The 22,888-nt window shown below is 66.2% G+C and carries 21 protein-coding genes, 1 tRNA gene and 1 riboswitch; of the genes, 10 read left to right on the top strand and 12 right to left on the bottom strand.

Translation table 11 applies throughout. From position 1 onward, the window contains the following. Nucleotides 1-369: 369 nt before the first annotated feature. Nucleotides 370-729: a hypothetical protein gene (locus tag QX073_RS27965; protein WP_315717159.1), complete on the bottom strand. Its 360-nt coding sequence runs from the start codon at nt 727-729 to the stop codon at nt 370-372. A 165-nt stretch (nt 730-894) separates the two neighbouring features. Here QX073_RS27965 and QX073_RS27960 point away from each other — a divergent pair, with 165 nt between their 5' ends. Both QX073_RS27960 and QX073_RS27955 read left to right on the top strand, forming a co-directional pair. Next, complete coding sequence (locus QX073_RS27960; RefSeq protein WP_315717158.1) at nt 895-1,260, top strand: nuclear transport factor 2 family protein; 366 nt, start codon at nt 895-897, stop codon at nt 1,258-1,260. A gap of 176 nt (nt 1,261-1,436) precedes the next feature. After that, a complete protein-coding gene (locus tag QX073_RS27955; protein WP_316195061.1) occupies nt 1,437-3,302 on the top strand; it encodes an AMP-dependent synthetase/ligase in 1,866 nt (621 codons plus the stop codon). A gap of 34 nt (nt 3,303-3,336) precedes the next feature. On the opposite strand, the gene QX073_RS27950 is transcribed toward QX073_RS27955, so the two are convergent. After that, nucleotides 3,337-3,410, bottom strand: a tRNA-Gly gene (locus QX073_RS27950). Between the two features lie 230 nt (nt 3,411-3,640). Here QX073_RS27950 and QX073_RS27945 point away from each other — a divergent pair. The 5 genes from QX073_RS27945 to QX073_RS27925 all read left to right on the top strand — a co-directional run bounded on the left by QX073_RS27945 (nt 3,641) and on the right by QX073_RS27925 (nt 6,597). Next, nucleotides 3,641-4,060, top strand: a complete 420-nt coding sequence (locus QX073_RS27945) for an SPW repeat protein (protein ID WP_316226702.1) — start codon at nt 3,641-3,643, stop codon at nt 4,058-4,060. A 223-nt stretch (nt 4,061-4,283) separates the two neighbouring features. Next, a complete protein-coding gene (locus QX073_RS27940; RefSeq protein ID WP_316226701.1) occupies nt 4,284-4,856 on the top strand; it encodes a methylated-DNA--[protein]-cysteine S-methyltransferase in 573 nt (190 codons plus the stop codon). A gap of 77 nt (nt 4,857-4,933) precedes the next feature. Then, complete coding sequence (locus QX073_RS27935; protein ID WP_316226700.1) at nt 4,934-5,773, top strand: AraC family transcriptional regulator; 840 nt, start codon at nt 4,934-4,936, stop codon at nt 5,771-5,773. 52 nt (nt 5,774-5,825) lie between these two features. Beyond that, on the top strand, nt 5,826-6,185 hold the full coding sequence (locus QX073_RS27930; RefSeq protein ID WP_315751247.1) for a VOC family protein: 360 nt from the start codon (nt 5,826-5,828) through the stop codon (nt 6,183-6,185). 10 nt (nt 6,186-6,195) lie between these two features. Then, nucleotides 6,196-6,597, top strand: coding sequence for an SRPBCC family protein (locus QX073_RS27925; RefSeq protein WP_315717152.1), 402 nt, complete (start codon nt 6,196-6,198; stop codon nt 6,595-6,597). Nucleotides 6,598-6,601: 4 nt separating this feature from the next. On the opposite strand, the gene QX073_RS27920 is transcribed toward QX073_RS27925, so the two are convergent. Together QX073_RS27920 and QX073_RS27915 are read right to left on the bottom strand one after the other, a co-directional pair. Beyond that, on the bottom strand, nt 6,602-8,080 hold the full coding sequence (locus QX073_RS27920) for an MATE family efflux transporter (protein ID WP_316226699.1): 1,479 nt from the start codon (nt 8,078-8,080) through the stop codon (nt 6,602-6,604). A 130-nt stretch (nt 8,081-8,210) separates the two neighbouring features. Next, on the bottom strand, nt 8,211-9,317 hold the full coding sequence (locus QX073_RS27915) for a 2'-deoxycytidine 5'-triphosphate deaminase (protein WP_315717150.1): 1,107 nt from the start codon (nt 9,315-9,317) through the stop codon (nt 8,211-8,213). Nucleotides 9,318-9,429: 112 nt separating this feature from the next. Then, nucleotides 9,430-9,509, top strand: a riboswitch (SAM riboswitch). Between the two features lie 76 nt (nt 9,510-9,585). On the opposite strand from QX073_RS27915, the gene QX073_RS27910 reads away from it, so the two are divergent. Beyond that, complete coding sequence (locus QX073_RS27910) at nt 9,586-10,794, top strand: O-succinylhomoserine sulfhydrylase (RefSeq protein WP_316226698.1); 1,209 nt, start codon at nt 9,586-9,588, stop codon at nt 10,792-10,794. A gap of 77 nt (nt 10,795-10,871) precedes the next feature. Here QX073_RS27910 and QX073_RS27905 read toward each other — a convergent pair whose 3' ends face one another. Genes QX073_RS27905 through QX073_RS27895 form a run of 3 tightly spaced genes read right to left on the bottom strand, consistent with a single transcriptional unit; the run spans nt 10,872 to nt 14,132 of the window. Then, nucleotides 10,872-12,032, bottom strand: coding sequence for a GDSL-type esterase/lipase family protein (locus tag QX073_RS27905; protein ID WP_316226697.1), 1,161 nt, complete (start codon nt 12,030-12,032; stop codon nt 10,872-10,874). 13 nt (nt 12,033-12,045) lie between these two features. Then, the gene (locus QX073_RS27900; RefSeq protein ID WP_315717147.1) at nt 12,046-12,804 is read right to left on the bottom strand and encodes an SGNH/GDSL hydrolase family protein; all 759 of its coding nucleotides are present in this window, start codon (nt 12,802-12,804) and stop codon (nt 12,046-12,048) included. Beyond that, nucleotides 12,804-14,132 (bottom strand): OpgC domain-containing protein, encoded by a 1,329-nt coding sequence (locus tag QX073_RS27895; RefSeq protein ID WP_315717146.1) that lies wholly within the window; start codon nt 14,130-14,132, stop codon nt 12,804-12,806. Before QX073_RS27895 ends, QX073_RS27900 begins: the two co-directional genes overlap by 1 nt. 324 nt (nt 14,133-14,456) lie before the next feature. Here QX073_RS27895 and apaG point away from each other — a divergent pair, with 324 nt between their 5' ends. Beyond that, nucleotides 14,457-14,849, top strand: a complete 393-nt coding sequence (gene apaG, locus QX073_RS27890; protein ID WP_315717145.1) for a Co2+/Mg2+ efflux protein ApaG — start codon at nt 14,457-14,459, stop codon at nt 14,847-14,849. 838 nt (nt 14,850-15,687) lie between these two features. Here apaG and QX073_RS27885 read toward each other — a convergent pair. The 3 genes from QX073_RS27885 to QX073_RS27875 all read right to left on the bottom strand — a co-directional run bounded on the left by QX073_RS27885 (nt 15,688) and on the right by QX073_RS27875 (nt 19,082). After that, complete coding sequence (locus QX073_RS27885; RefSeq protein WP_315717144.1) at nt 15,688-16,683, bottom strand: Hsp33 family molecular chaperone; 996 nt, start codon at nt 16,681-16,683, stop codon at nt 15,688-15,690. Nucleotides 16,684-16,935: 252 nt separating this feature from the next. Then, nucleotides 16,936-17,862 carry an ornithine carbamoyltransferase gene (gene argF, locus QX073_RS27880; RefSeq protein ID WP_315717175.1) on the bottom strand — a complete coding sequence of 309 codons (927 nt, stop codon included), beginning with the start codon at nt 17,860-17,862 and terminating at the stop codon, nt 16,936-16,938. An 8-nt stretch (nt 17,863-17,870) separates the two neighbouring features. After that, a complete protein-coding gene (locus tag QX073_RS27875; protein ID WP_315717143.1) occupies nt 17,871-19,082 on the bottom strand; it encodes an aspartate aminotransferase family protein in 1,212 nt (403 codons plus the stop codon). A 477-nt stretch (nt 19,083-19,559) separates the two neighbouring features. Between QX073_RS27875 and QX073_RS27870 the strand changes: the two genes are divergently transcribed. Next, nucleotides 19,560-20,075, top strand: a complete 516-nt coding sequence (locus QX073_RS27870; protein WP_315717142.1) for a GcrA family cell cycle regulator — start codon at nt 19,560-19,562, stop codon at nt 20,073-20,075. A 122-nt stretch (nt 20,076-20,197) separates the two neighbouring features. Here the strand turns inward: QX073_RS27870 and QX073_RS27865 are convergent, their stop codons facing one another. Together QX073_RS27865 and QX073_RS27860 are read right to left on the bottom strand one after the other, a co-directional pair. Then, nucleotides 20,198-21,505 (bottom strand): ATP-binding protein, encoded by a 1,308-nt coding sequence (locus tag QX073_RS27865; RefSeq protein ID WP_315717141.1) that lies wholly within the window; start codon nt 21,503-21,505, stop codon nt 20,198-20,200. Between the two features lie 28 nt (nt 21,506-21,533). Continuing rightward, nucleotides 21,534-22,589: a lysylphosphatidylglycerol synthase domain-containing protein gene (locus QX073_RS27860; RefSeq protein WP_315751236.1), complete on the bottom strand. Its 1,056-nt coding sequence runs from the start codon at nt 22,587-22,589 to the stop codon at nt 21,534-21,536. Nucleotides 22,590-22,888 lie beyond the last annotated feature (299 nt).

Below are 22,888 nucleotides of genomic sequence, written 5' to 3'. Positions count from 1 at the left end.
GCGGCGTCACGGCGGCACAAACGACACTCCGGAGAAACCCGGGGCCGAGCTTCCGCGCGACACGCGCCCCGCTGCCCAGTGACGGCGGGACGCTCGCCCGCTCATCGCCGGCCCAGGGGTGCTCGTGCGATCACGATCGCGGGTGCGGGCTTCCGCCAGCCCCGACGGCATGGCCGAAATCCGGAGATGCGACGGATGCAATCACAAGGTTGGACCGTTCGGCCGAGCCCTCGCGCCGCAAGCGGGCGCGGCAGGGTCTCTCCTCGCACCGCGCCGTCTGGATCGGGAGATGGAGCGAGGTCGGGCCGATATCGCGCTGGCAGCCGGGGAGACGATCTGCCTCCCGATGCTTTCGCCGTCTGGACCGAACTAATTATCGGGCAGCCGAATCCGTGCACCAAAGGTGACGAGCGGCGCATCGGCGGCGCCGAGCTGGATCTGCCGCTCCGGCACCTCCTGATAGCTGCCGTCTTCAATCTTTCTTAATTCATATTGCCAGACCGTTAACGTCTCGCCGCGCGCGAGCGCATCGCGGATGCGGCTGGCGCCGCGTCCCGGCAGCTTGACGAGGTCGTCGCGCATCATGCCGATCATCGTCGGGCTCTCGCCGCGATGCAGCTCGAAGAACACCATGCGATTGGGCTTGTCCTGCGGCTTGAGCACGGTATCCGCCGTGAACAGCACAAGACAGATTGCGACGGCAATCCACTTCCAAGTGTCGGACATCATGAGACGCATTCCCCGCACCGCCTCTGCGCGTGGCGTAGCCCTCGCGCAAACGGGCGGCAACTTACAGTTCTGTCATTCCGGATGAGATGACGTTCGACGTAATCGATTCGCTGCGCGCCGGGCGCGATGATGGGCTCCTCATCGTTCACAACATGGAGAGCACCAATGACCAACCCGACCGAGATCGCCGAGAGCTACATCGCGCTGTGGAACGAACGCGATGCCGCGCAGCGCGGCGCATTGCTCGCACGTCACTGGACCGCGGATGCGCTCTATGTCGACCCGCTGATGCGCGGCGAAGGACGCGATGCCGTGGACGGCCTGGTCGCGGGCGTGCAGCAGCGCTTTCCCGACTTCCGCTTTCGCCTGATCGGCTCCGCGGACGGCCACGGTCATCATCTCCGCTTTTCCTGGGAGCTCGGCCCCGAGAATGCGGAAGCCCCGATCCTGGGCACGGATTTCGTCGAGCTGGCCGACGGCCGCATCCGGCGCGTCACCGGGTTTCTCGACAAGGTCCCGCAGGGCGCCTGACGGACGCCCCGATCCGCCCGACCTCCCACAGCGGGGTCGGCCTGCCGCGATTGCCGGGCTCCCATGCGCAGACGCACGATCTGTCTCGTGGTGATTGCGCTACGTCAACGTCGGACCCGGTCCGCCGCTGCAGAGCTTCTGCTTCGCGACGGAGTTCAGGATCGCCGGAGACGGGCGTGCAGCACTCAAATCCCATCGATGATCACGCCATGGCGGCCGACACGCTGGCCGGTATCACCACCTTGCCCGAACTCTGGCGCTGGCGCGTCGAACGGAGCCCGGACAAGCAGGCCTACCGACATTTCGACGCAGGAAGCGGCCGATGGGCGAGCTTCTGCTGGCGCGAGATCGATCTCGTCGTCGAGCGATGGCGGCGAGCGCTCGCGGCCGAGGGCTTCGCCCAGGGGGAGCGTGTCGCCATCCTGATGCCGAACGGGATCGCGCATCTCGCCATTGACCAGGCCGCGCTCTCGCTCGGCCTGGTGCCGGTGCCGATGCATGCCGTCGATAATGCCGACAGCATCGCCTACATCCTCGCCGATTCCGGTGCCCGGCTGCTGCTGGTCGATTCGGACACACGCTGGGATGAGATCGCAGCGGTCGGCGAGGCCCTGCCCGACCTGGGACGGATCGTCTGCGCCGACCGGCAAACGACCCCGCCGACCGGCGATCCGCGCCTCGTCGATCTGGAGGCGTGGTTGAAGGCGCCCGGCGATGCCACGCCTCCCGGCACCCGGATCGCCATCGCGCCGCACGACCTCGCCGCCATCGTCTACACCTCGGGCACGACGGGCCGGCCCAAGGGTGTGATGCTGTCGCACGACAACGTCGTTTCCAACCTCAAGGCCATTCATCAGCGGCTGGCGGCCGATACCGACGACGTATTCCTGTCGTTCCTGCCGCTGTCACACACGTTCGAGCGCACCGCGGGCTACTACTACCCGATCGCCATCGGCGCCTGCGTCGCCTATGCGCGCTCGGTGAAGCAGCTGTCCGAAGATCTGGTGGAGGTCCGTCCGACCATCCTGATCTCCGTGCCGCGCATCTATGAGCGCATCTATTCGGTCATCATGCATCACCGCGCGATCGCAAACCCGCTGGAACGGGTGCTGCTCGACCTGACCATCGCGATCGGCGGCCGTCGCTTCGATGCGCAGCATGGGCGCGGGACGAGACTCTCGGCGTTCGACCGTATCGCGTGGCCGCTGCTGCAACGCCTGGTCGCCGCCAAGGTACTGGCTCGATTCGGCGGACGGCTGCACGTCGCCGTCAGCGGCGGCGCCCCGATCGCCGAGCCGGTGGTGCGGCTGTTCCTGGCGCTCGGGCTCGAGGTGCTGCAGGGCTACGGCATGACCGAGACATCGCCCGTCGTCAGCGTCAACACGCCTGACGACAACGACCCGCGCACCGTCGGCCGCGCCCTGCCGGGCATCGAGGTGCGCATCGGCGACAATGACGAGTTGATGGTGCGCGGCCCAAACGTGATGCTCGGCTATTGGCGCCGGCCGGACGAGACCGCGCGCACCAGGGAAGCCGACGGCTGGCTGCACACCGGCGACCAGGCCCGCATCGACAGCGGACGCATCACCATCACCGGTCGGATCAAGGACATCCTCGTCACCTCGACCGGCGAGAAGATTGCGCCCGCCGATCTGGAAACCGCGATCCTGACCGATCCGCTGTTCGAGCAGGCCATCGTGATCGGCGAGAACCGGCCGTTCCTGACCGCGATCGTCGTGCTCAACGCCAACGGCTGGGCTGAGCAGCAGGCGAGGCTCGCGGCGCACGGCCAGCGCGGCACCGAGGCCGAAGCGGCCTCTCTGCTGCGCCACATTGCGCGAGCCGCGAAGGCCTATCCGTCCTACGCGACGCCGAAGGCGGTGCATTGGACCTTGGAGCCGTGGACCGTGCAGGAAGGCCTGATCACGCCGACGTTGAAGAACAAGCGTCCGGCGATCGAGCGGAGCTTTGCGAAGGAAATCGAGGCGATCTATGCAAAACGCCCGTCAGCTTCGCGGCCGTCGGCTATCGTACAAAGCTGATCTTGCAGGGCACCGCAGCAGGACATTGCGGCATTGGAGCGGGCGAAGGGAATCGAACCCTCGTATGCAGCTTGGGAAGCTGCCGTTCTACCATTGAACTACGCCCGCGCTCGCCAATGCTTAGCCGAGACCATGCGTTTCGCCAAGCGGCTTGTTGCCGCGAGACCGCCAAGGCCCCGGAGGGCAGACGCAAGAGTTCTACCACCGGCCTGATCTCCCGATCGTGATCGGCCGCAACCGCAGGCTCCGGAACGGATCGGGCCGATCGCGCTTTTGCCCGTTGGAAGCGGCGCCTCTCCCTGTTTCGCCACGCCGTGAAGGTCCTGGGAGCTCACATCATGCAAAGCCACAGCCCCGCGTCTCAGACCGCCCCCTCGAAAGCCCTCGCCGTCATGTCGGGTCCGTCGGCGCTCGACCTTTACACCCTCGGCTGCGGTCTGTTCCTAGCCTTCGCGCCCTGGCTGTTCGGCTTCGTCGGCAGCGTCGGCCGCATCAACGCTGAGTTGGCGGGGGCTGCCGTCATCGTGCTCTCGCTCGGCGGCCTTCTTGCGTTTGCCGATTGGGAGGAGTGGCTGAAGGTCGCGCTTGGAGTGTGGCTGGTTGCAGCCCCATGGCTGCTCGGATTCGTGCATACGTCGGCGATGCATGTCAGCATCGCCATCGGGATCACCGTGACCTTCCTGAGTCTGCTCGAACTGTGGCTTGCGCATGATCCCGATTTCGCCGGCGATAGGCCTGTATCGGTGAGCCGGCCGTAGCGGCTCCGGTCGATCGCGCCTCGCCTGCGTGCGGCGCCGCATTCCGCGATCGCAATGCCGATGACAGAGATCGCAGACAGCGATCGCAACGGCACGCTTGACAACCATCACCCAAATCAGGGCAAACCCGCCCCGGTCAGGTCACGCTGTTAACACTTTGTAAACAAAGTTGATGCGGGCGATCGTGACGATGATATGATGTGGTGTGGGTTGGGGTGGCGTCATGGGGCGTGGGTATACGATCTTTGATACGGCCCTCGGCCGTTGCGGCATTGCGTGGAGCGATGTCGGAATCACCGGCGTACAATTGCCGGAAGCACGGGAAATCGAGACGCGGCGGCGCCTGTTTCGCCAGTTTCCCGACGCACGGGAGCAGCGCCCGTGTTCGAATACTGAACTCGCCATCGAAGGCATCGCGGCCATGCTGCGCGGGCAGGACGTCGACTTCTCCGACGTTGCGCTCGACCTCGACGGCGTCGCGCCCTTCAACCAGCGCGTCTATGATTGCATTCGCGCCATTCCGCGCGGCGAGACGCGCACCGCCGACGCGATCGCAGACGAGCTGCACGTTCCCAAGGCGCTGAATTCGATCGCGCAGGCGCTGAGCAGGAATGCGCTCGTGCTGATCGTTCCCTGTCACCGCGTGCGTGACATCGGCAACGGCCTCGACAAGCCGTCGCCCAACAGCGGCATCGTCTCCAAGCGTCGGCTGCTGTCGCTCGAAGGCGCAAAGCCTCATGCGGGCCTGACGTTGTTCGACGCGTTTCTCGCCATCGACAGGCCGCGCGCATTGTAAGCCCGCCTTCGCGCGTCGCGCGATATTATCTCGCACGACGCCCTCCTCTTTCCGCCGCAATGCGCTAGATTTACAGGATGACCACCACCATCCTGTTCGAAAGCCGCGACGTCACCGTGTCCGAGTTCCGCTGTGCAGCGGTCCCTGGCGAGCGTCCCTATGTCGAGCAGTATGCCGGCTACTCGCTGTCCTATGTGCGCAAGGGCAGCTTCGGCTGCCGGCACCGCGGCCGCTTCTTCGAACTGGTCACCGGCTCGCTGCTGGTGGGCCATCCCGGCGATGAGTTCATGTGCACGCACGATCACGTCTGCGGCGACGAATGCCTGTCATTCTTCTTCGATGATGCGCTCATCGACGAGATCGGCTGCGACAGGCAGGCCTGGCGGGCTGGCGCGATGCCGCCGCTACCGGAGCTCATGGTCCTCGGTGAGCTCGCGCAGGCCGTCGCCGCGCGCGAGCAGGACCTCGGTCTGGACGAGGTTGGACAGATCATGGCCAGCCGCTTCGTCGCGACCGCCACGGGCCGGCAGGAACGGGCGGCGACGCCGAGCCTGCGCGATCGCCGGCGCGCGGTGGAGAGCGCATTGTGGATCGACGACAATGCGGAGCGCGACATCGACCTGGCGGCTGCGGCGCACGAAGCCGGCGTCAGCCCGTTCCATTTCCTGCGGCTGTTCGCGGCGACGATCGGCGTGACGCCGCATCAATATCTGATCCGCTCCCGCTTGCGGCGCGCCGCGCGGCGTCTCAGCGAGGAGGACACGCCGGTCACCACCATCGCCTATGATTCGGGCTTTGCCGATCTGTCGAATTTCACCCGCACCTTCGCGCGCGCTGCCGGCGTGTCGCCGGCGAAGTTTCGCAAGGCCTCGCGCGGCGAGCGCAAGATTCTCCAAGACCATCTGAGCCGCCATTGATTGGATGATCCCAGCGCGTGCGGCAGCCGCATGCGAAGCATGGAGATCATCGATGTACGATCATATCGGCCTCAAGGTCGGCAATCTCGACGCCAGCGTCCGCTTCTACACATCGGCGCTGGCGCCGCTCGGCCACATCCTCTGCTCCAAGGACGAGGCGTCGGCGGGCATCGGCCCGAAGGGGGAGCCGGCGCTGTGGCTGTATGTCGACAAGGGCGCCAGCAAGGGCGCCGCCCATATCGCGTTCCGCGCCCAGGACCACGCGGCCGTCGCCAGATTCCACAGCGAGGGGCTGAAGGCAGGCGGCAGCGACAATGGCGGCGCCGGGCCGCGCGCGGACTACAGTCCGACCTACTACGCCGCCTTCCTGATCGATCCCGACGGCAACAACATCGAAGCCGTGTGTCCGTGAGGTCAAGCCCATGGCATCCATCCAGAAGGACATTCCGATCGCAGCCCCGGCGGGTGCAGTGTGGGACGCAGTGCGGGATTTCGGCGCTGTTCATACCAGGGTGGCGCCCGGCTTCGTCACCGGCACCACACTCGACGGCGACGTCCGCATTGTCAGCTTCGCCAACGGCAGCGTGGTGCGCGAGCAGCTGGTCGACTGCGACGATCAACGTCGGCGCCTCGTCTATGCCATCAAGAACGAACGCATCAGCCAGCACAGTGCGTCGTTTCAGATCATCCCGGAAGGCGAGGAGCGCTGCCGGGTGATCTGGACCACCGACGTGCTGCCGCACGAGATCGCACCCTATATCGATCAGCAGATGGAGCTCGGCGCGCGCGCGATGCAGGACACGTTGGGCAGGCTGCGCGGATAGCGGCTCAGCCGATACGCGCCGGCGGCGGCCCGCGCGAGTCAAGGCCGCGTCCGGCCGTCAGCACGGCCGGGCGCAGCTCCAGCGCTGCGGCCGGCTTCGGGCCCCAGCGGGTGAGCATGACGCTGGCGAGCGTCAGCACCCCGAGCAGGACCATCGAGGACGCCGCCAGCATGAAGAAGTCGCCCTCGGTCGCGGCACGGCTCAACAGATAGCTGCCACCCGCAGCGATGAAGACGAGCCGCACCGTCTGCGCCAGCACCGGACCGAGCACCCTGGCGGCACCCTGCGAGGAGAAATACATCGAGATCGCCAGGCCGATGAAGGCATACATCGGCGCCGCGACCTGGAGATAGTGCCGGCCCGCGCTGCGCGCGCTCTCGTCCTGGGTGAAGATGTCGACCCACAATTGCGGGACGATCGCGATCAGCGTCGACAGCGCGCCCACCGACGCGAACGACACCAGTCCCGCCGTCCAGGCGATGCGGCGGGCGCGCGCGATTCTCTCCGCACCGATCGCCATGCCGACCATCGGCACCGAGGCCATGCCGACGGAGAATGCGACCGTGGTCATCATGAACTCGAGCCGCGCGCCGATGCCGTAGCCGGCGAGCACGGCGGTGCCGAACGACGCCAGCATATGCGTGAAGATCGCGATCGACAGCACGGATTGCAGCGGCGAGAAGCAGGCGACGGCGCCGACCTTGAGAATGTCGGCGAACATCGCGCCGCTGATCTTCAGGCCCCGCAGCTTCGGCCGCACGCGCGCGCGGCCGGAGAACAGGTACCAGCCCATCACCGAGATGCTGACGCAGAACGCCAGCAGCGCGCCGGCGGCGACGCCGCGCATGCCGAGCCCGAGGACCAGGCTGAGCGTGCCGCCCAATACGATCTGCAGCAGCGCCGAGCTGAGGATCATGAACGACGGCAGCTTCATGTTGCCGGTGCCGCGCAGGATGCCAGCCATCGAGTTCATCAGCCAGGGCAGGATCGCGCCGCCGAAGAAGATCTGCAGATAGGCCGTGGCATGGCTCAGCACCGCGCCGCGGCCGCCGAGCACCTCCAGCAAGGCAGGGCCGAACGCCAGCATGCCGATCATGAAGGTCGCGCCGAACAATAGCGCGATCAGCAGCGCGTGCGTGGCGAGCGTCGAGGCCCGCTCGGCGTCGCCGGCGCCGAGCGAGCGCGCGATCGCCGAGGCCACGCCGCCGCCCATCGCGCCGCCGGACATCGTCATGGTCAGGATCACCAGCGGAAACACCAGCGCCATCGCCGCCAGCGCCTCGATACCGAGCCGGCCGATATAGGAGGTCTCGGCGATGACGACGCAGGTGCCGGCCGTGTTCGCGATGATGTTGGGCCAGGCCAGCGACAGCAGGGTGCGCAGGATGGGTCCGTCGACGAGCTTATTCCGGACCGGCTTCTCGGGGGGCGGCAACGCACGCCCCTCGCCGACCGGATTGTCGGCCAGGCCGATCTCGGACATCTCAGCTCCCCGCTCGGCCGCGCAGGCCGCGGCCGTGTTATCGTTCGATTGCTCTCGCTTTCCTAGCACGGCGCTGGCGCGCGCCCTGTGCGGCAGGCGCATTGGGGGTGCGCGGCAGACGCAGCCGCGCTCAGAGACGGAAATGCTTGGAGAGCTTCAGGCCCTGGGCCTGGTAGTTGGAGCCGATGCGGCTGCCATACATCGCATTCGGCCGCGCCAGCATCTTCTCGTAGACGAGACGGCCGACGATCTGGCCGTGCTCGAGGATGAACGGCACCTCGCGCGAGCGCACCTCTAGCACCGCGCGCGAGCCCTGCCCGCCGGCGCCGGCATAGCCGAAGCCGGGATCGAAGAAGCCGGCGTAATGAACACGGAATTCACCGACCAGCGGATCGAACGGCACCATCTCCGCGGCATAGTCCGGCGGCACCTGCACGGCCTCCTTGGAGGCCAGGATGTAGAACTCGCCGGGATCGAGAATGAGGCTGCCGTCGGGACGTGCCTTGATCGGCTCCCAGAACTCCTCGACCGGATAGCCGGCGCGGCGGTCGACGTCGACGACGCCGGTGTGGCGCTTGGCGCGATAGCCGACATTGCCGTTCGCATTGCTGCCGGACAGGTCGACGGAAAGCGCGACGCCGCCGGTGAGATCGGCATCGTCGCGATCCACCAGTCGCTCGGCCTGGTGCAGCGCGATCAGTTCGTCCTCCGACAGGACCGCGTCGCGATAGCGGAAGCGAACCTGGGACAGGCGCGAGCCCTCGCGCAGCAGGACCGGGAACGTCTTCGGGCTGATCTCGGCATAGAGCGGGCCGTGATAGCCCGCGCCGATCATGTCGAAGCGTCGCGTGCCGTCGGCGATCACGCGGGTGAACACGTCGAGCCGCCCGGTCGAGCTTTTCGGATTGGCGGCCGCGACGATGTCCTTGGGCAGCGCCAGGCTCTCCAACAGCGGCACGATGTAGACGCAGTTGGTCTCCAGCACCGCGCCGTCGGCAAGTGCGAATTCGTGCAGCTTGAGCTCGTCGATGCGCTCGGCGACCGTCGCGCCCGGCCCGGGCAGGAAGCTCGCACGCACGCGATAGGCGATGTCGCCGAGCCGCAGATCGAGGCTCGCCGGCTGGATCTGGCTCTCGACGAAATCATATTCGGGGATGATCAGGCCAGCCTCCGTCATCGCCACGATCATGCGATCGGGGAGGATGCCGTGGGCGTCGGGGCTGAGCGAAAACGGCAAGACCTGATCCTTTGCAGGCGCCGGAACGGCGGCTTATGGAGCCAATATAGGGTCTTTTGACCGGTTATCCGATGGCTGGCTTGACGGAAAGGCCGGTTGCGACTATGAGCACGACTTATCCCGTGGTGATTTGAGCCGGCCGGCTTGCAGCCACGTTAAATAAGTCGCTAAACAGGCCGGGGACGATTGTGATCCCGGCCGTGAGGAGTTTTCCCAGGCCGGTTTTTTTGTGCCCATCGCCCGAGGCGGTGGCCACGATGGAGGTCACATGTCGAAGTCCCCCGCGAAGGCGCCGGCGTCGTTCGCCCACTATCGTCCCGAAACGAGGCTGGTGCATTCCGGCACCTTGCGCTCCGAATTCGGCGAGACCGCCGAGGCGCTCTATCTCACCCAAGGGTTCGTCTACGCCACCGCCGAGGAATGCGAGGCGCGCTTCAAGGGCGAGGATCCCGGCTTCATCTATTCGCGCTTCTCCAATCCCACCACGGCGATGTTCGAGCGCCGCATGATCGAGCTCGAGGGCGCCGAGGCCTGCCGCTCGGCCGCAACCGGAATGGCCGCGGTCACCACGGCAATCCTGGCTCCCCTCCGTGCCGGCGACCACGTCGTCGCGGCCAAGGCGCTGTTCGGCTCGTGCCGCTACGTGGTCGAGGATCTCTTGCCGCGCTACGGCATCGAGTCGACCCTGGTCGATGGGCTCGACCTCGACCAATGGCAGAAGGCGGTCAGACCCAACACCAAGTCGTTCTTCCTGGAGAGCCCGACCAATCCGACGCTCGACGTGATGGACATCCCCGCCATCGCCGAGATCGCGCACGCCCATGGCGCGCGGCTGATCGTCGACAACGTGTTCGCCACCCCGATCTGGCAGAGCCCGCTCGCGCTCGGCGCTGACGTCGTGGTGTATTCCGCGACCAAGCACATCGACGGCCAAGGCCGCTGCCTCGGCGGTGTGATCCTGTCGTCGGAGGCGTTCATCGCCGAGCACATCCACAATTTCATGCGCCAGACCGGCCCGTCGATCTCGCCGTTCAACGCCTGGGTTCTGCTCAAGGGTCTGGAGACCCTGGCGGTGCGCGTGCGCGCGCAGACCGAGACGGCGGCGAAGGTGGCCGACTTCCTCGCCGCGCATCCGAAGATCTCGCGGCTGATCTATCCGGGCCGCGAGGACCATCCGCAGGCGGCAACCGTCCGCAAGCAGATGCGCGCCGGCTCGACCCTGGTCGGCTTCGAGGTCAAGGGCGGCAAGGCGGCTGCGTTCCGTACGCTCAACGGCCTGAAGCTCGCGCGCATCTCCAACAATCTCGGCGACGCCAAGACGCTGGTCACGCACCCGGCGACGACGACGCATCAGCGGCTGACGCCGGAGGCGCGCGCCGAGCTCGGCATCAGCGAGGGCTTCATCCGCTTCTCCGCCGGGCTCGAGCATGCCGACGATCTGATCGAGGATCTCGACGCCGCCCTCAGCGCGGCGTAGCGAATGGCGAATAGAGAGTAGCGAGTAGTAGGATCTCTTTCCCTATTCGCTACTCGCTGTTCCCCACTCGCCCTCGATCACATCGGCCGATAGGTCGGCACCTCGGCCGGTGCGTTGATGCCGAGCTTGACCTGGCCGACCGAGCGGATGATGTCGTCGCCGAGCAACTGGGCGAAGCAGGCATAGCCCCAATCGCTCATGTGCAGGCCGTCCGAGATCACGAACTCGTTGATCGGGATCGCCTGGCGCTCGTGCCAGTCGCGCATCACCTCGAAGCGCGGGAAGATGCCGGCGTGATGCAGCTCGGCAATACGCCCGAGCAGCTTGTTCATGCGGCTGGCGTTCTCCGAGCGCTCGTTGACGCGCGGCGAATATTGCAGGTCGACCAGCACGACATCGGAGGCTGCCGCCTGGATCTTGGCGACGCCATCCTCGACCAGCCTGGCGGTCTCGGCCGGATCGAGATCGCGCAGCACGGCATTGGTGCCGACCTGCCAGATCACGAGATCCGGACGCCGGTCGATCACCGACGTCTCCAGTCGCTTCATCATCTCCGGCGCATCCTCGCCGCCGACGCCGGCATTGATGACGCTGATGTCGACCATGGGATATTGCCGGCGCAACTGCGCGGCGAGCCGGTTCGGATAGGTGTAGTCCGGCGCGCTCGCGCCAAAGCCCTGCGTCGACGATGAGCCGAAGGCGACGATCACGACCGGCAGGCCGGAGGCGAGCTTGTTGGCGACGTGCGGCAGCGAAATGAAGTTCTTCTTGGCGACACCCTTCGGCGGCAGGCACGGCACGCGGTTGAAGATGTCGGTGGCCGATTTGGCGACCTGCTTGACCTTGTCGATCGCCCGCTCGGTGATGCTGCGCGATTGCGGCGGCGTGGCCGCGACGGCCTGCCCGGCTGCAGCCGGCGGCTGTGCATCGATCATGGCCGGCGCGGTCGTCGCCGCGGGCGGCGAGGTCGTGGCCGCCGGGCGCACCGCGGCGATCGGCCCGCGCATCTGATCGTTCGCCTGCGCCAATGTGATGTGACCGATGCTCGGTCGCAGCTCGCTGATCAACGGAGGCTTCGGACCGGAGCTCTTCACATCGGAAAGCGCGGCGGGTGCAGCCGGCGCTGCGCTCTGCGCCCGTACCTTCTGCGGGCTCAGCGCGAGGGCGATGGCAATGACCGCAACGGCCGAAAGCTTCTCCCATGTCCCGGATACGCGGTGACACTCATTCGACGTCATGAACGACATAATCCTAGTTCTGCTGCGCCGGCCCGATATGCGCCGCGTCGATGATGAACTTCGACAGCGCCCGGCCGATGCAGTCATGAACCTGCCTGGCCAGCTCGACCCCGTGCGTCGGATTGAACAGGTCGAAATCGCCCTGCTCGTTCCACTGCCGCATGATGGCAAACCGATCGAACAGCGGGATGTCGCGCTGCTGCGCCACCACACGCATGTTGTCGACATAGGGCGGCACGGAGATCAATGTTTCCGTCCGCGGACTGTATTGCAGGTTCATCAAGACGACGTCAGCTCCCGCCTTCTGCAGCGTCGCCACACCGTCGTCGACCGCCTGCCGGAACTCATCAGGATCGATCGACCGCATGGCGTCGACCGTGCCGGTCTGCCAGATGACCAAATTAGGCCGTTTTCCTTCCACCAGTTTAACGAGATTGCCCGCGACCTCCTCGGCCGTCTTCTTGGGCTGCAGCTCGACGCTGAGATTGACGGTGACGGCCGGCAGCTTGTCCTTCAGCGCCGCCTGCAGACGGGCGGGGTAGGCATTTGCGTCGGAGGTGCTGACAATGGAGGATGAGCGGCTTCCGACGACGAGAATATCCAGCGTGCGGCCATTCTTGACGGCGTCTGCAACCTTCGGGAGCGGGCTCTCGGTTGTCAGCAGGTAGGCCGGCACCTCGCAGTTCTGCGGCGCATCTTCCGCGCGCGCGGAGGCCGCCAGCGAAACAGCCAGCGCTGCGATACCCAACCTTAACCACGAGACGGACTTCATCAGCCCCCTCCCGCCAGATCGGCGTTGCTGCGCGCACCTTTTCGCGCGGCCCCCTTATCGGCCTCACGCTTGTACCACGAAATCAACGACGCCACCCCCCACATGATGAGGATGCCGCAAAGGCTGATCACCGCGTGCATCATGGCGCCGCCGGACACTTCGGCAAGGACGAAGTGGCCCGCAAACGCCAGAAACACGCCAAGACAGAAGATCTCGAGCGAGTGTTGCCCACAAACAATCAGCGGACGCAGCCACGGCGACTTCAAGAGCGGCCAATCCTTGCGCAAATAGTGCACGGTGAGTGCTGCGAGTGCGAGAAAATGCGCGAAACGCAACACGTCAAGGTCGGTCTTGTCGATCGGATACATCCACTGCTCGATTCGGCGCGGCATCAGATGGCCGAGCTGCGGAATGTACCAGGTCAGGGTCACGCAGAAGGCCGCGACCAGATAGGCGACGCAGAGCCCGAGCGTGATCGGTGAGTTGATGATGCGCGACATGCGCTGGGCGCCCCCGAGCGCGCACCAGGCCCCGAACACGAACAGGAGCTGCCAGGCGAACGGGTTGAACGCCCAGAAGCCGTTCGGATAGGCCGTCAGATAGAGATCGAGCTCCCAGGTGAGTGCGTAGAGAACGACCGAGAGCCCGAGCGTGACGTCAGGACGCCAGCGCATCAGCCACAGGATCAGCGGCAGGAACAGCATCAGCACGATGTAGAGCGGCAGCACGTCCATGTTGACGGGGCGGAAGCGCAGGATCAGCGCCTGCACGATCGTCACGTCCGGCTGCTTGAGAAAGTCCATGATCCCCATCTCTTCGGTGTAGAGCGGGTTCTCGAAGCTGGTCGCGACGTAGGAGATCTCGGCAAGGAAGATCGTGAACAGGAAGACGTGGGCGACGTAGATCTGCCAGACGCGGCGCAGGATGCGCGCGGTGGCGACGATGAAGCCGGCATCCTGCATCGCCCGGCCATAGACGAATGCCGCCGTGTAGCCGGAGATGAAGATGAAGATCTCGGTGGCGTCGGAGAAGCCGTAGTTGCGGATCGTGAACCAGGTCAGCAGGTTCGGCGGCAGGTGGTCGATGAAGATCAGCCAGAGCGCCAGCCCGCGAAACAGGTCGAGCCGCAGCTCGCGCTCGCCGACCGCCGGGAAGGTGATCGCAGGAGCAGCGGTGGTGGCGGGTGCAGCGGTGACGGCCGGCGCGGCCGCGACGGCAGATGCAGATGCAGCCGCGCTCGCCGCGGCGGCAGTCTCCGCAGCCGGCGCGGGTGCGGCGCTGGCGGCGGGGGCGGACGGTCCGGCAGGGCGATCGACAATCGACGTCATCAGGCACCGCGTCAAGGCTGCCAGCCCTCGAGGCCCGGCAGGGGAAATGTAGGGCTGCGCAGATTTTACGCAAGCGATGAAGGACTTATCAGCTGGGCCGTGCCCAGTTTTTCGACCTTGGCGGACGGCTGGTGGGCGATCGCACGGCGCAGGACAGGTCGATCGCCGCCAGGGTGCTGCCTGCCGCGCCCGATCCGAGTCCAAGGAATGGATCGCGCGTACGGCCGACAAAGTCCGCGATTCTTGTGCCATAATGCGGAACTGTGTTGAAAGCACGATGGCGTCGCGATTGGTTCCGGCGCGGGTTTCCGCTACAATGCCACCATGTATCGCGCCGTGACTCGCCACATCGAAGTGACCGTCGAACCGAACTTCCTGCCTGAGAAGTCGTCGGTGGCCGATGGCCGCTGGTTCTGGTCCTATACCGTCGTCATCACCAACAGCGGAGAGGAGACGGTGCGGCTGCGCAGCCGGCACTGGATCATCACCGATGGGATCGGCCGGCAGCAGGAGGTCCGCGGCGAGGGCGTGGTCGGCGAGCAGCCGGTGCTCGCGCCGGGCGAGCGCTTCGAATACACCTCCGGTGTCCCGCTCACCACCGCGTCCGGCTTCATGGCCGGCTCGTATCAAATGGAGAGCGAGAGCGGTGAGCACTTCGACATCGCCGTGCCGGCCTTCTCGCTCGACAGCCCCGAGGGCAAGCGGGTGTTGAACTAGCTGAGAAGGCATGCAGTCCGACTGCCCCAAGTCTCGTCTGCTCGCTGTCTCTTGTGCTGCAATACGACAGATCCTGCACCCGCGCCGCACGAAATCGTTCTCGCGACGCATCCCGCGCCCGAGCCTTGTCCATTCACCCGCCCTCTGCAAATAGAGGGCGCAGGGAAGGCCGGGCCTCGGCTGAGGCCTGCGGCCCGCCTGCAGAAAAAATGCAGGCGGCAGGTACCACAGGTTCAGCCGGAACGACCCGGCCCTCCCTGCGCGACGGTTTTAACGGCTGCTTCGCGTTCTCCCTGGTGCGCCGGGCTTGTTGGCCACCATCCTCAACGCGAAGCGGAGCTTCAGCGTGAGTTGATATCAGCATCGGGATATCAGGACCGCGCGACTTGACCGTACGTGCATCGCCGTTCGTCCGCGCAGACTGAACTACGCTGCGGCAACACACGCCCGTCGCATCCCGCTGCCAACGGTCCGTGACGGTCGCGAAACGCCCCTCGTGCGGCAGCAAGACGCGCGGAAATGTGCCAGTGATTTGCCCGACGGCACAAGCGGTTTGTTGCTGCGACCAATCAACGCGACGGGCATGGATGTGGCGTCGATCAGCGAGAAAGCCGATTTTCAACAACGAACTAATCGAGATCGCCGGCGCACACGAACTCCCGACGTTTTCTCCGACGCCGTGCGACGCAGCCTATCAAGCGTCGTCGCGAGGAGCGAAGCGACGACGCGATCCAGAACTGTCGAAGGACTGCGGATCGCGTCGCTGCGCTCGCGATGACGTACGGAGGGTTGTCGCTCGAGCACGATCGGTACGACGCGCGGAGCGAGCGCAACAGAGTCAGTTCTCCGTCACGCCGGCTTCGTGCGGGGTGAAGTGATAGACCGAGGAGCAGAACTCGCAGGTGACGACGACCTTGTCGTCCTTGACCATGTCGGCGCGGTCCTGGGGCGAGAAGCTCTTCAGCATGTTGGCAACCGCATCGCGCGAGCAGGAACAGCGCGCCTGCAGCGGCACGAGGTCGAACACGCGCACGCCGCGCTCATGGAACAGGCGATACAGCAGCCGCTCGCCCGACAGCGCGGGATCGATCAGCTCGATATCCTCGACGGTCGCGACCAGCGACTGGCCCTCGACCCAGGCCTCGTCCTCCTCGATCGCATGCAGCTCGGTGCCTTCGGGCGCATCGCCGGGATGCAGGTCGGCTTGGCGCAAGCGCTCCGGCGCCTGCGGCAAAAATTGCGTCAGGAGGCCGCCGGCACGCCAGCGGTGCTTGCCGCCGCTCCACTCCTCGCCGACGGCGAGGCGCACGCGGGTCGGGATCTGCTCGGAGCGCAGGAAGTATTCATGAGCGGCCTCCTCCAGGCTGCCGCCGGTGAGCGCGACCAGCCCCTGGTAGCGGCTCATGTCGGCGCCCTGGTCGATGGTCATCGCCAGATGCCCCTTGCCGAGCAGGCCGCCGGAATCCTTGGCCTCCGCCAGCCGGGCTTCGTCGAAGCGGGCATAGGCACGCAGGCGGTCGGGTGCCTGGAAGTCGACCACCAGGAACGACACCGGGCCGTCGGTCTGGGTCTGCAGGATGAAGCGGCCGTCGAATTTCAGCGCGGAGCCGAGCAAGGTCGTCAGCACGATGGCCTCGCCGAGCAGCTTGCCCACGGGCGCGGGATAAGCGTGCTTGGTGAGAATGTCGTCGAGCGCCGGGCCCATGCGGGTCAGTCGCCCACGCAGATCGAGCGCCGCGACCTCGAACGGCAGCACGGCGTCGTCGACCGGCACCGCCGAGGGGGCGCGGCTGGTATCGAGGTTGATGTCGGTGTCGGGGGGATTGGTTGTCATGGGGCGTATTTGGGGATGATTGAAACGAATGGAAGGGCATCCCCGGCTGTCGTTCCGGCCTTGAGCCGGGACTCATACCGCGGATGCTATCGAGGAACGCCGGTGGTAGTCGCCGACGCTAAGCCGTAACCGACGAACCACGATCGCTCCAACTACGCCGAGCAACGGCCACAGCTGCAAATCAGTTCGATCACGCGGTATGGGTCCCGGCTCAAGGCCGGGACGACACCGGTGAAATTGCGCCGTCGAACCCTAAGCCCGCTCGCCGAAGCACCAGGCCAAGATGCCCTTCTGCGCATGCAGGCGGTTCTCGGCTTCGTCGAACACCACCGACTGCGGGCCGTCGATCACCTCGTCGGTGACCTCCTCGCCGCGGTGGGCCGGCAGGCAGTGCATGAACAGCGCCTCGGGCTTCGCCAGCGACATCAACTTGGAATTGACCTGATAGGGCTTGAGCAAATTGTGCCGATGCTCGCCATCCTTGTCGCCCATCGACACCCAGGTGTCGGTGACGACGCAGTCGGCGCCGGCGACAGCGACTTCCGGATCGTGGCCGAGATGGATGTCGGCCCGGGTGGCGCGGATGAAATCCTTCATCGGCTTGCCGGGCGACAGCTGCGGCGGGGTGGCGACGTTGAGCCGGAACTTGAAGCGCTCGGCGGCATGGGCCCAGGAGGCCAGCACGTTGTTGTCGTCGCCGGTCCAGGCCACGGTGCGGCCCTCGATGGAGCCGCGATGCTCCTCGAAGGTCATCACGTCGGCCATCACCTGGCAGGGATGCGAGCGCCGGGTCAGGCCGTTGATCACGGGCACGGTGGCATGCGCGGCAAGCTCGAGCAGCGCCTCGTGGCTGAGGATGCGGATCATGATGGCGTCGACATAGCGCGACAGCACGCGCGCGGTGTCGGCGATGGTCTCGCCGCGGCCGAGCTGCATCTCGGTGCCGGTCAGCATGATCGCCTCGCCGCCGAGCTGGCGCATGCCGACGTCGAACGACACGCGCGTGCGCGTCGACGGCTTGTCGAAGATCATCGCCAGCACCTTGCCCTCGAGCGGCTTCTTCGCCGGCTCGCGCGCCTTCAAGGTCTTCTTCATCGCGCTGGACAGCGCCAGCACGTTGCGCAGCTCCTCCACCGGCATCTCGGTGAGATCGAGGAAATGACGCGGCGTATTGCCCATGGTCTTGCTCATGATGCGGCCGCCTGCTTGGCAGGCCCGCCCGACAGCGCCGCACAGGCGCGATCGAGCATCTCGACCGATTGTTCGATTTCGGATTCGTTGACGATCAGCGGCGGCAGGAAGCGCACGACGTTGTCGCCCGCGCCGACGGTGAGCAGCTTCTGATCGCGCAGCGCCGTGACCAGATCGCCCGACGGCACCACCGCCTTGACGCCGATGAGAAGGCCCTCGCCGCGGATCTCGGAGATGATGTCGGGATGACGATCGAGAACGGCGGCGAGCTTCTGCTTCAACAGCAACGACATCTTGCGGACGTGATCGAAGAAGCCGGGCGCCAGCATCACGTCGAGCACGGCGTTGGCCGCGGCGACCGCCAGCGGATTGCCGCCGAAGGTCGAGCCATGCGAGCCCGGCGTCATGCCCGACGCGGCCTCGGCCGTCGCAAGCACGGCGCCGATGGGAAAGCCGCCGCCGAGCGCCTTGGCCAGCGACATCACGTCCGGCGTGACGCCGAGCCAGCGATGCGCGAACAGATCGCCGGTGCGGCCCATGCCGGTCTGGACCTCGTCGATGACCAGCAACAAACCGTTGTCGTCGCAGAGCTGGCGCAGCGCCTTGTAGAACGGCAGCGGCGCGGTGCGCACGCCGCCCTCGCCCTGCACCGGCTCGACCAGGATGCCGGCGGTGTGCGGACCGATCGCCTTCTTCACGGCTTCGATGTCGCCGAACGGAACCTGATCGAAGCCGTCCATCGGCGGACCGAAGCCGTCGAGATATTTGGCCGAACCTGTCGCGGCGAGCGTGGCGAGCGTGCGGCCGTGGAACGCGCCTTCGAACGTAATGATACGATAGCGTTCGGGATGTCCCTTGGCGGCGTGATATTTGCGCGTGATCTTGATCGCGCCTTCCATCGCCTCCGCGCCCGAATTGGCGAAGAACACGTAGTCGGCAAAGCTCTGCTCGCACAGCCGCGCGGCAAGGCGCTCGCCATCCGGGCTCTTGAACAGGTTCGACATGTGCCAGAGCTTGGCCGCCTGCTCCTGCAGCGCCTTGACCAGATGCGGATGCGCATGGCCGAGCGAATTGACCGCGACGCCCGAGGTGAAATCGAGATAACGGTCGCCATTGGTCGCGATCAGCCACGCGCCTTCGCCGCGCTCGAACGAAAGATCGACCCGGGCGAATACGGGGAGGAGATGCGTAGCGGCAACACTGGTCATGGCGGATCACATGAGCTGACGGGCCGGCCGAGACACGCGCCACGCGGCGCCATCGCGCATCAGGGACCCCACCCTGGAAAACAAAATGTGCCGCCTTTTCAAGGCGGCACGTGCATCTATTGTATGCGGGCAGCGGTGGGAGTCAACTACGCGTCAGCTGATGCATGGGGGGCCGGCCCGTGAGATTCCGGACGCCTGACACGCCTCGAGACACGCCACAGGGAACCACGGAATGTGTGGACTGCGGCCGCCGACTCTTGCGCGGGAGTCACGCCATATTGTAGCGTTTTCAACGTCGAGTACGACATCTCGTGCGGCAGTTCTGATCCCTCTCGAAGTTCTCTGAGTTTGCGTAACGTCCGGGTGCCTTGCGCGTGCCCGGCGAGGGACAAGGGATTCTGCCGCCAGGGATTTTCTTGAGACAGCATCGCAGCGCCGTCCCGGAATTGGCCGGCGCAACGCGAAGGGAAAGGTTCGATGACCGTATTGACCTGGTCCGACGATCGCGTCGAGCAACTGAAAAAACTCTGGGAAGCCGGACTGTCGGCCAGCCAGATCGCCGCGGAACTCGGAAACGTGACGCGCAACGCCGTGATTGGCAAGGTGCACCGGCTGGGCCTGTCCGGCCGCGCCAAGAGCCCGGCCACCGCGGCACCGCGCCAGCGCAAGGCGGCCCGCCCGGCACAGCCGATGATGCGGGTGGCGCGCCCGGTGGCGCGCGGCAACACGGCGCTCGCACAGGTTTTCGAGGTTGAGGCGGAGCCCGATCCGGTTGCATTCGACAACGTCGTGCCGATGAACCAGCGGCTGTCGCTGCTGGAGCTCAACGAGGCGACCTGCCACTGGCCGGTCGGCGATCCCTCGAGCGCGGATTTCTTCTTCTGCGGCGGCAAGGCGCTTTCCGGTCTGCCCTATTGCGCGCAGCATTCGCGCGTCGCCTATCAGCCCGCGGCCGACCGCCGCCGCCAGCCGGCGAAGTCGACCACGCGCTGAGGAAGTTGGCCGCGACGGGCGATGAGGATGCTCCGCATCGCCCTGGGATCTCCGGCGGCCTCAACTCACAACGACCATGGACGTGAGCCCGGCCCGCGCCGGGCCGCAGATGCGACGGGCGATCAGGCGCCCCGCGCCGGCTTCGACTGCGGAAAGCACGCCGTGAAGGCGGCACCGTTGCGCGGCACGCTTTCGATCAGCAGCCGGCCGCGATGGCGGTTGAGGATGTGCTTCACCAGGGAGAGGCCGAGCCCGGTGCCGCCTTGCGCGCGGCTGTCGCCGACATCGACGCGATAGAAGCGCTCGGTCAGGCGCGGCAGATGCTCGGGCGCGATGCCGGGGCCGAAATCGCGCACCTTGACCCGGATCTCCGGCGCGTTCTCGGCGGAGACGGCCTGCTCCAGCGAGACGATCACGCGCCCGCCCGAGGCGCCGTATTTCAGCGCGTTTTCGATCAGGTTCTCGAACACGCGCAGCAGCTCCTCGCGGTCGCCGGCGATCGTCACCGGCACGTCCGGCAGGCTGGTCTCGATCACCACCTGGCGCTCGCGCGCCAGCGACTCCAGCCCGTCGGTGACCTGGCGGATGATGGGGACGACGTCGACCATGGCGTGGGGCTGGACATGCGCCGACAGCTCCACCCGTGACAGCGACAGCAGATCGTCGATCAGCCGCGCCATGCGCGTCGCCTGGATGTGCATGATGCCGAGGAAGCGCTCGCGCGCCTTCGGATCGTCCTTGGCCGGCCCCTGCAGCGTATCGATGAAGCCCGAGAGCGCCGCCAGCGGCGTGCGCAGCTCGTGGCTCGCATTGGCGACGAAGTCGGCGCGCATTTCCTCGACCCGGCGCAGCGGGGTCAGATCGTGGAACGTCATCAGCATGCATTTGTCCGTGCCGCCGAACGCCGTCGGCACCGGCACCGGCGTGATGATCAGCTCCATCCAGCGATCGACCGGAACGTGATCGTGATAGGTGGCACGGCGGATCTCGGTGGTGGCGATCGCCTCGCGCAGCGCAGTGATGATCTCCGGCGTGCGCAGCGCGAACTGGGCGAGCTCGCCCTTGCGCAGGGCCGGCGCGAGCTGCGCGGCAGCGGCATTGAGGTGGATGACTCGGCCGGCGCGGTCGAGCAGCACGGCGGGATCGGGGATGCCCTCGACCACCGCGCTCACGGCCGGCGCCTCGACCGGATTGGCGTGGCGCTCCTCCTCACGCTTGGCGACCGCGCCATGCAGCCGCCACGGCACCAGGGCGGCGGCGGAAATGCACAGGAATACCGCCAGGGCCCGCAGCGGCAGCAGCTCGTCCAGCAGCACGAGCCCGGCAAGCGCGAGCGCCGCAGCGAGCAGGATGATCGCGGAATGGCGCAGCCGGTCCGGCCAGGGGGTGAAGATCGAGAGCGGCGTGTCGGAGGGAGCGTCGAGGGCCATCTCGTCCTACTGTTCCCTTGAGCTGGCGTCAGGCACCGGAATCGCTGCGTTTCCTCACAAAAGCGGCTTCCGGTGGGGGGCCCGGATCGAGGCTGAGCGCGGCCTGCCGCAGCCGTTTCGACCGCGTGCTGATGATAACCTCGCGAAACGTCAGCAAGATTACAGAAATGAGGAACGGCGCCAAATAATACAGCATCCGGAACAGGAGCATTCCGGCCAGCAGCTCCTCGCGGTCCATCTGCCACAGCCCGACCAGCATCGCGGCGTCGAACACGCCGAGCCCGCCGGGGGAATGGCTGGCGAAGCCGAGCAGGGTCGCCGAGACGAAGATCACAGCCACCACGACGAAGCCGAGATTGGGCTCGTCCGGCACCAGCACATACATCGCCAGCGCGCAGAAACCGAGGTCGATGATGCCGATCGCGATCTGCAGCAGGGTCAGGGGGCCGCTCGGCAGCACCACGGTCCACGGCCCGCGGCCGACCACGCGCGGCTTGGTCCATACCCAGGCGACATACCCCAACAGACCGACCAGGATCGCGATCGCCACCATGCGGTTGACCCAGGGCGGCAGCTGGTCGATCGAGGCGGCTGCCTCCGGATGATAGCTGATGCCGAGCCCGAGCACGGCCGCATTGCCGAGCCAGAACGTCAGGCCGGCAAGGAAGCAGATCTTGGCGACGTCGATGGCGTTCAGCCCATGGGCCGAATAGACGCGGTAGCGCACGGCACCGCCGGTGAAGACGCTGGCGCCGACATTGTGGCCGATCGAATAGCTGGTGAAGGCGGCCAGCGCGTTGACGCGGTAGGGCACGTGGTCGTGGCCAATCGCGCGCACCGCGAACAGATCGTAGAAGGTCAGCGTGAAATAGCCGGCGGCGACGAACAGCGCGGCGAGCGCGATCTGATGCGGCTCCGTGCTCTTGATCGCCTCGAGCACCTCGTAGGTGTCGATGCCGCGCAGCATGTGGTAGAGGACGTAGCAGGCGACCGCGATCACAGCGATGCTGATCAGCACGCCGAGCTTGTGCAGGACTTGCTTCTCGCGCAGGAACGTGGCCGCTCTGCGTATGGCTTCAAGCATCTACACCTCTCACCGTGATCCGATCACGACGGCCGGGGACGCCGCGCCCCGGAGGCCGCAGCATCATGTGCGCATACAACGCCCTCGTAGCGCGTTTCGACGCATTGGGGAACACGGAGCGTGCGAACAAAAGCGTACACATGGATATACTTAGCAGGCTTTGCGGAAATGCGATGCACCGTTTTGCCGCACATGAGGCAAGACATCAGGCAAAGGCATCGGACAAGGCATCATGCAGGACGGCGGGGCAGCGCACGTCCCCGCCAGCCTGCAAACCCCAGGTTAAACTTTGGTGAGGA

The organism is Bradyrhizobium sp. SZCCHNS3052 (assembly GCF_032484495.1).
GTDB lineage: Bacteria > Pseudomonadota > Alphaproteobacteria > Rhizobiales > Xanthobacteraceae > Bradyrhizobium.
This window is presented reverse-complemented; position numbering and strand designations above follow the sequence as displayed.

Coding starts and splice junctions, on each gene's coding strand:
- QX073_RS27900 (WP_315717147.1), bottom strand. CDS start 12,804: ATGAAGTCCGTCTCGTGGTTAAGGTTGGGTATCGCAGCGCTGGCTGTT.
- QX073_RS27885 (WP_315717144.1), bottom strand. CDS start 16,683: ATGACAACCAATCCCCCCGACACCGACATCAACCTCGATACCAGCCGC.
- QX073_RS27895 (WP_315717146.1), bottom strand. CDS start 14,132: ATGACGTCGATTGTCGATCGCCCTGCCGGACCGTCCGCCCCCGCCGCC.
- apaG (WP_315717145.1), top strand. CDS start 14,457: ATGTATCGCGCCGTGACTCGCCACATCGAAGTGACCGTCGAACCGAAC.
- QX073_RS27905 (WP_316226697.1), bottom strand. CDS start 12,032: ATGACGTCGAATGAGTGTCACCGCGTATCCGGGACATGGGAGAAGCTT.
- QX073_RS27930 (WP_315751247.1), top strand. CDS start 5,826: ATGTACGATCATATCGGCCTCAAGGTCGGCAATCTCGACGCCAGCGTC.
- QX073_RS27940 (WP_316226701.1), top strand. CDS start 4,284: ATGGGGCGTGGGTATACGATCTTTGATACGGCCCTCGGCCGTTGCGGC.
- QX073_RS27865 (WP_315717141.1), bottom strand. CDS start 21,505: ATGGCCCTCGACGCTCCCTCCGACACGCCGCTCTCGATCTTCACCCCC.
- QX073_RS27920 (WP_316226699.1), bottom strand. CDS start 8,080: ATGTCCGAGATCGGCCTGGCCGACAATCCGGTCGGCGAGGGGCGTGCG.
- QX073_RS27960 (WP_315717158.1), top strand. CDS start 895: ATGACCAACCCGACCGAGATCGCCGAGAGCTACATCGCGCTGTGGAAC.
- QX073_RS27870 (WP_315717142.1), top strand. CDS start 19,560: ATGACCGTATTGACCTGGTCCGACGATCGCGTCGAGCAACTGAAAAAA.
- argF (WP_315717175.1), bottom strand. CDS start 17,862: ATGGGCAATACGCCGCGTCATTTCCTCGATCTCACCGAGATGCCGGTG.
- QX073_RS27965 (WP_315717159.1), bottom strand. CDS start 729: ATGATGTCCGACACTTGGAAGTGGATTGCCGTCGCAATCTGTCTTGTG.
- QX073_RS27860 (WP_315751236.1), bottom strand. CDS start 22,589: ATGCTTGAAGCCATACGCAGAGCGGCCACGTTCCTGCGCGAGAAGCAA.
- QX073_RS27945 (WP_316226702.1), top strand. CDS start 3,641: ATGCAAAGCCACAGCCCCGCGTCTCAGACCGCCCCCTCGAAAGCCCTC.
- QX073_RS27910 (WP_316226698.1), top strand. CDS start 9,586: ATGTCGAAGTCCCCCGCGAAGGCGCCGGCGTCGTTCGCCCACTATCGT.
- QX073_RS27935 (WP_316226700.1), top strand. CDS start 4,934: ATGACCACCACCATCCTGTTCGAAAGCCGCGACGTCACCGTGTCCGAG.
- QX073_RS27875 (WP_315717143.1), bottom strand. CDS start 19,082: ATGACCAGTGTTGCCGCTACGCATCTCCTCCCCGTATTCGCCCGGGTC.
- QX073_RS27925 (WP_315717152.1), top strand. CDS start 6,196: ATGGCATCCATCCAGAAGGACATTCCGATCGCAGCCCCGGCGGGTGCA.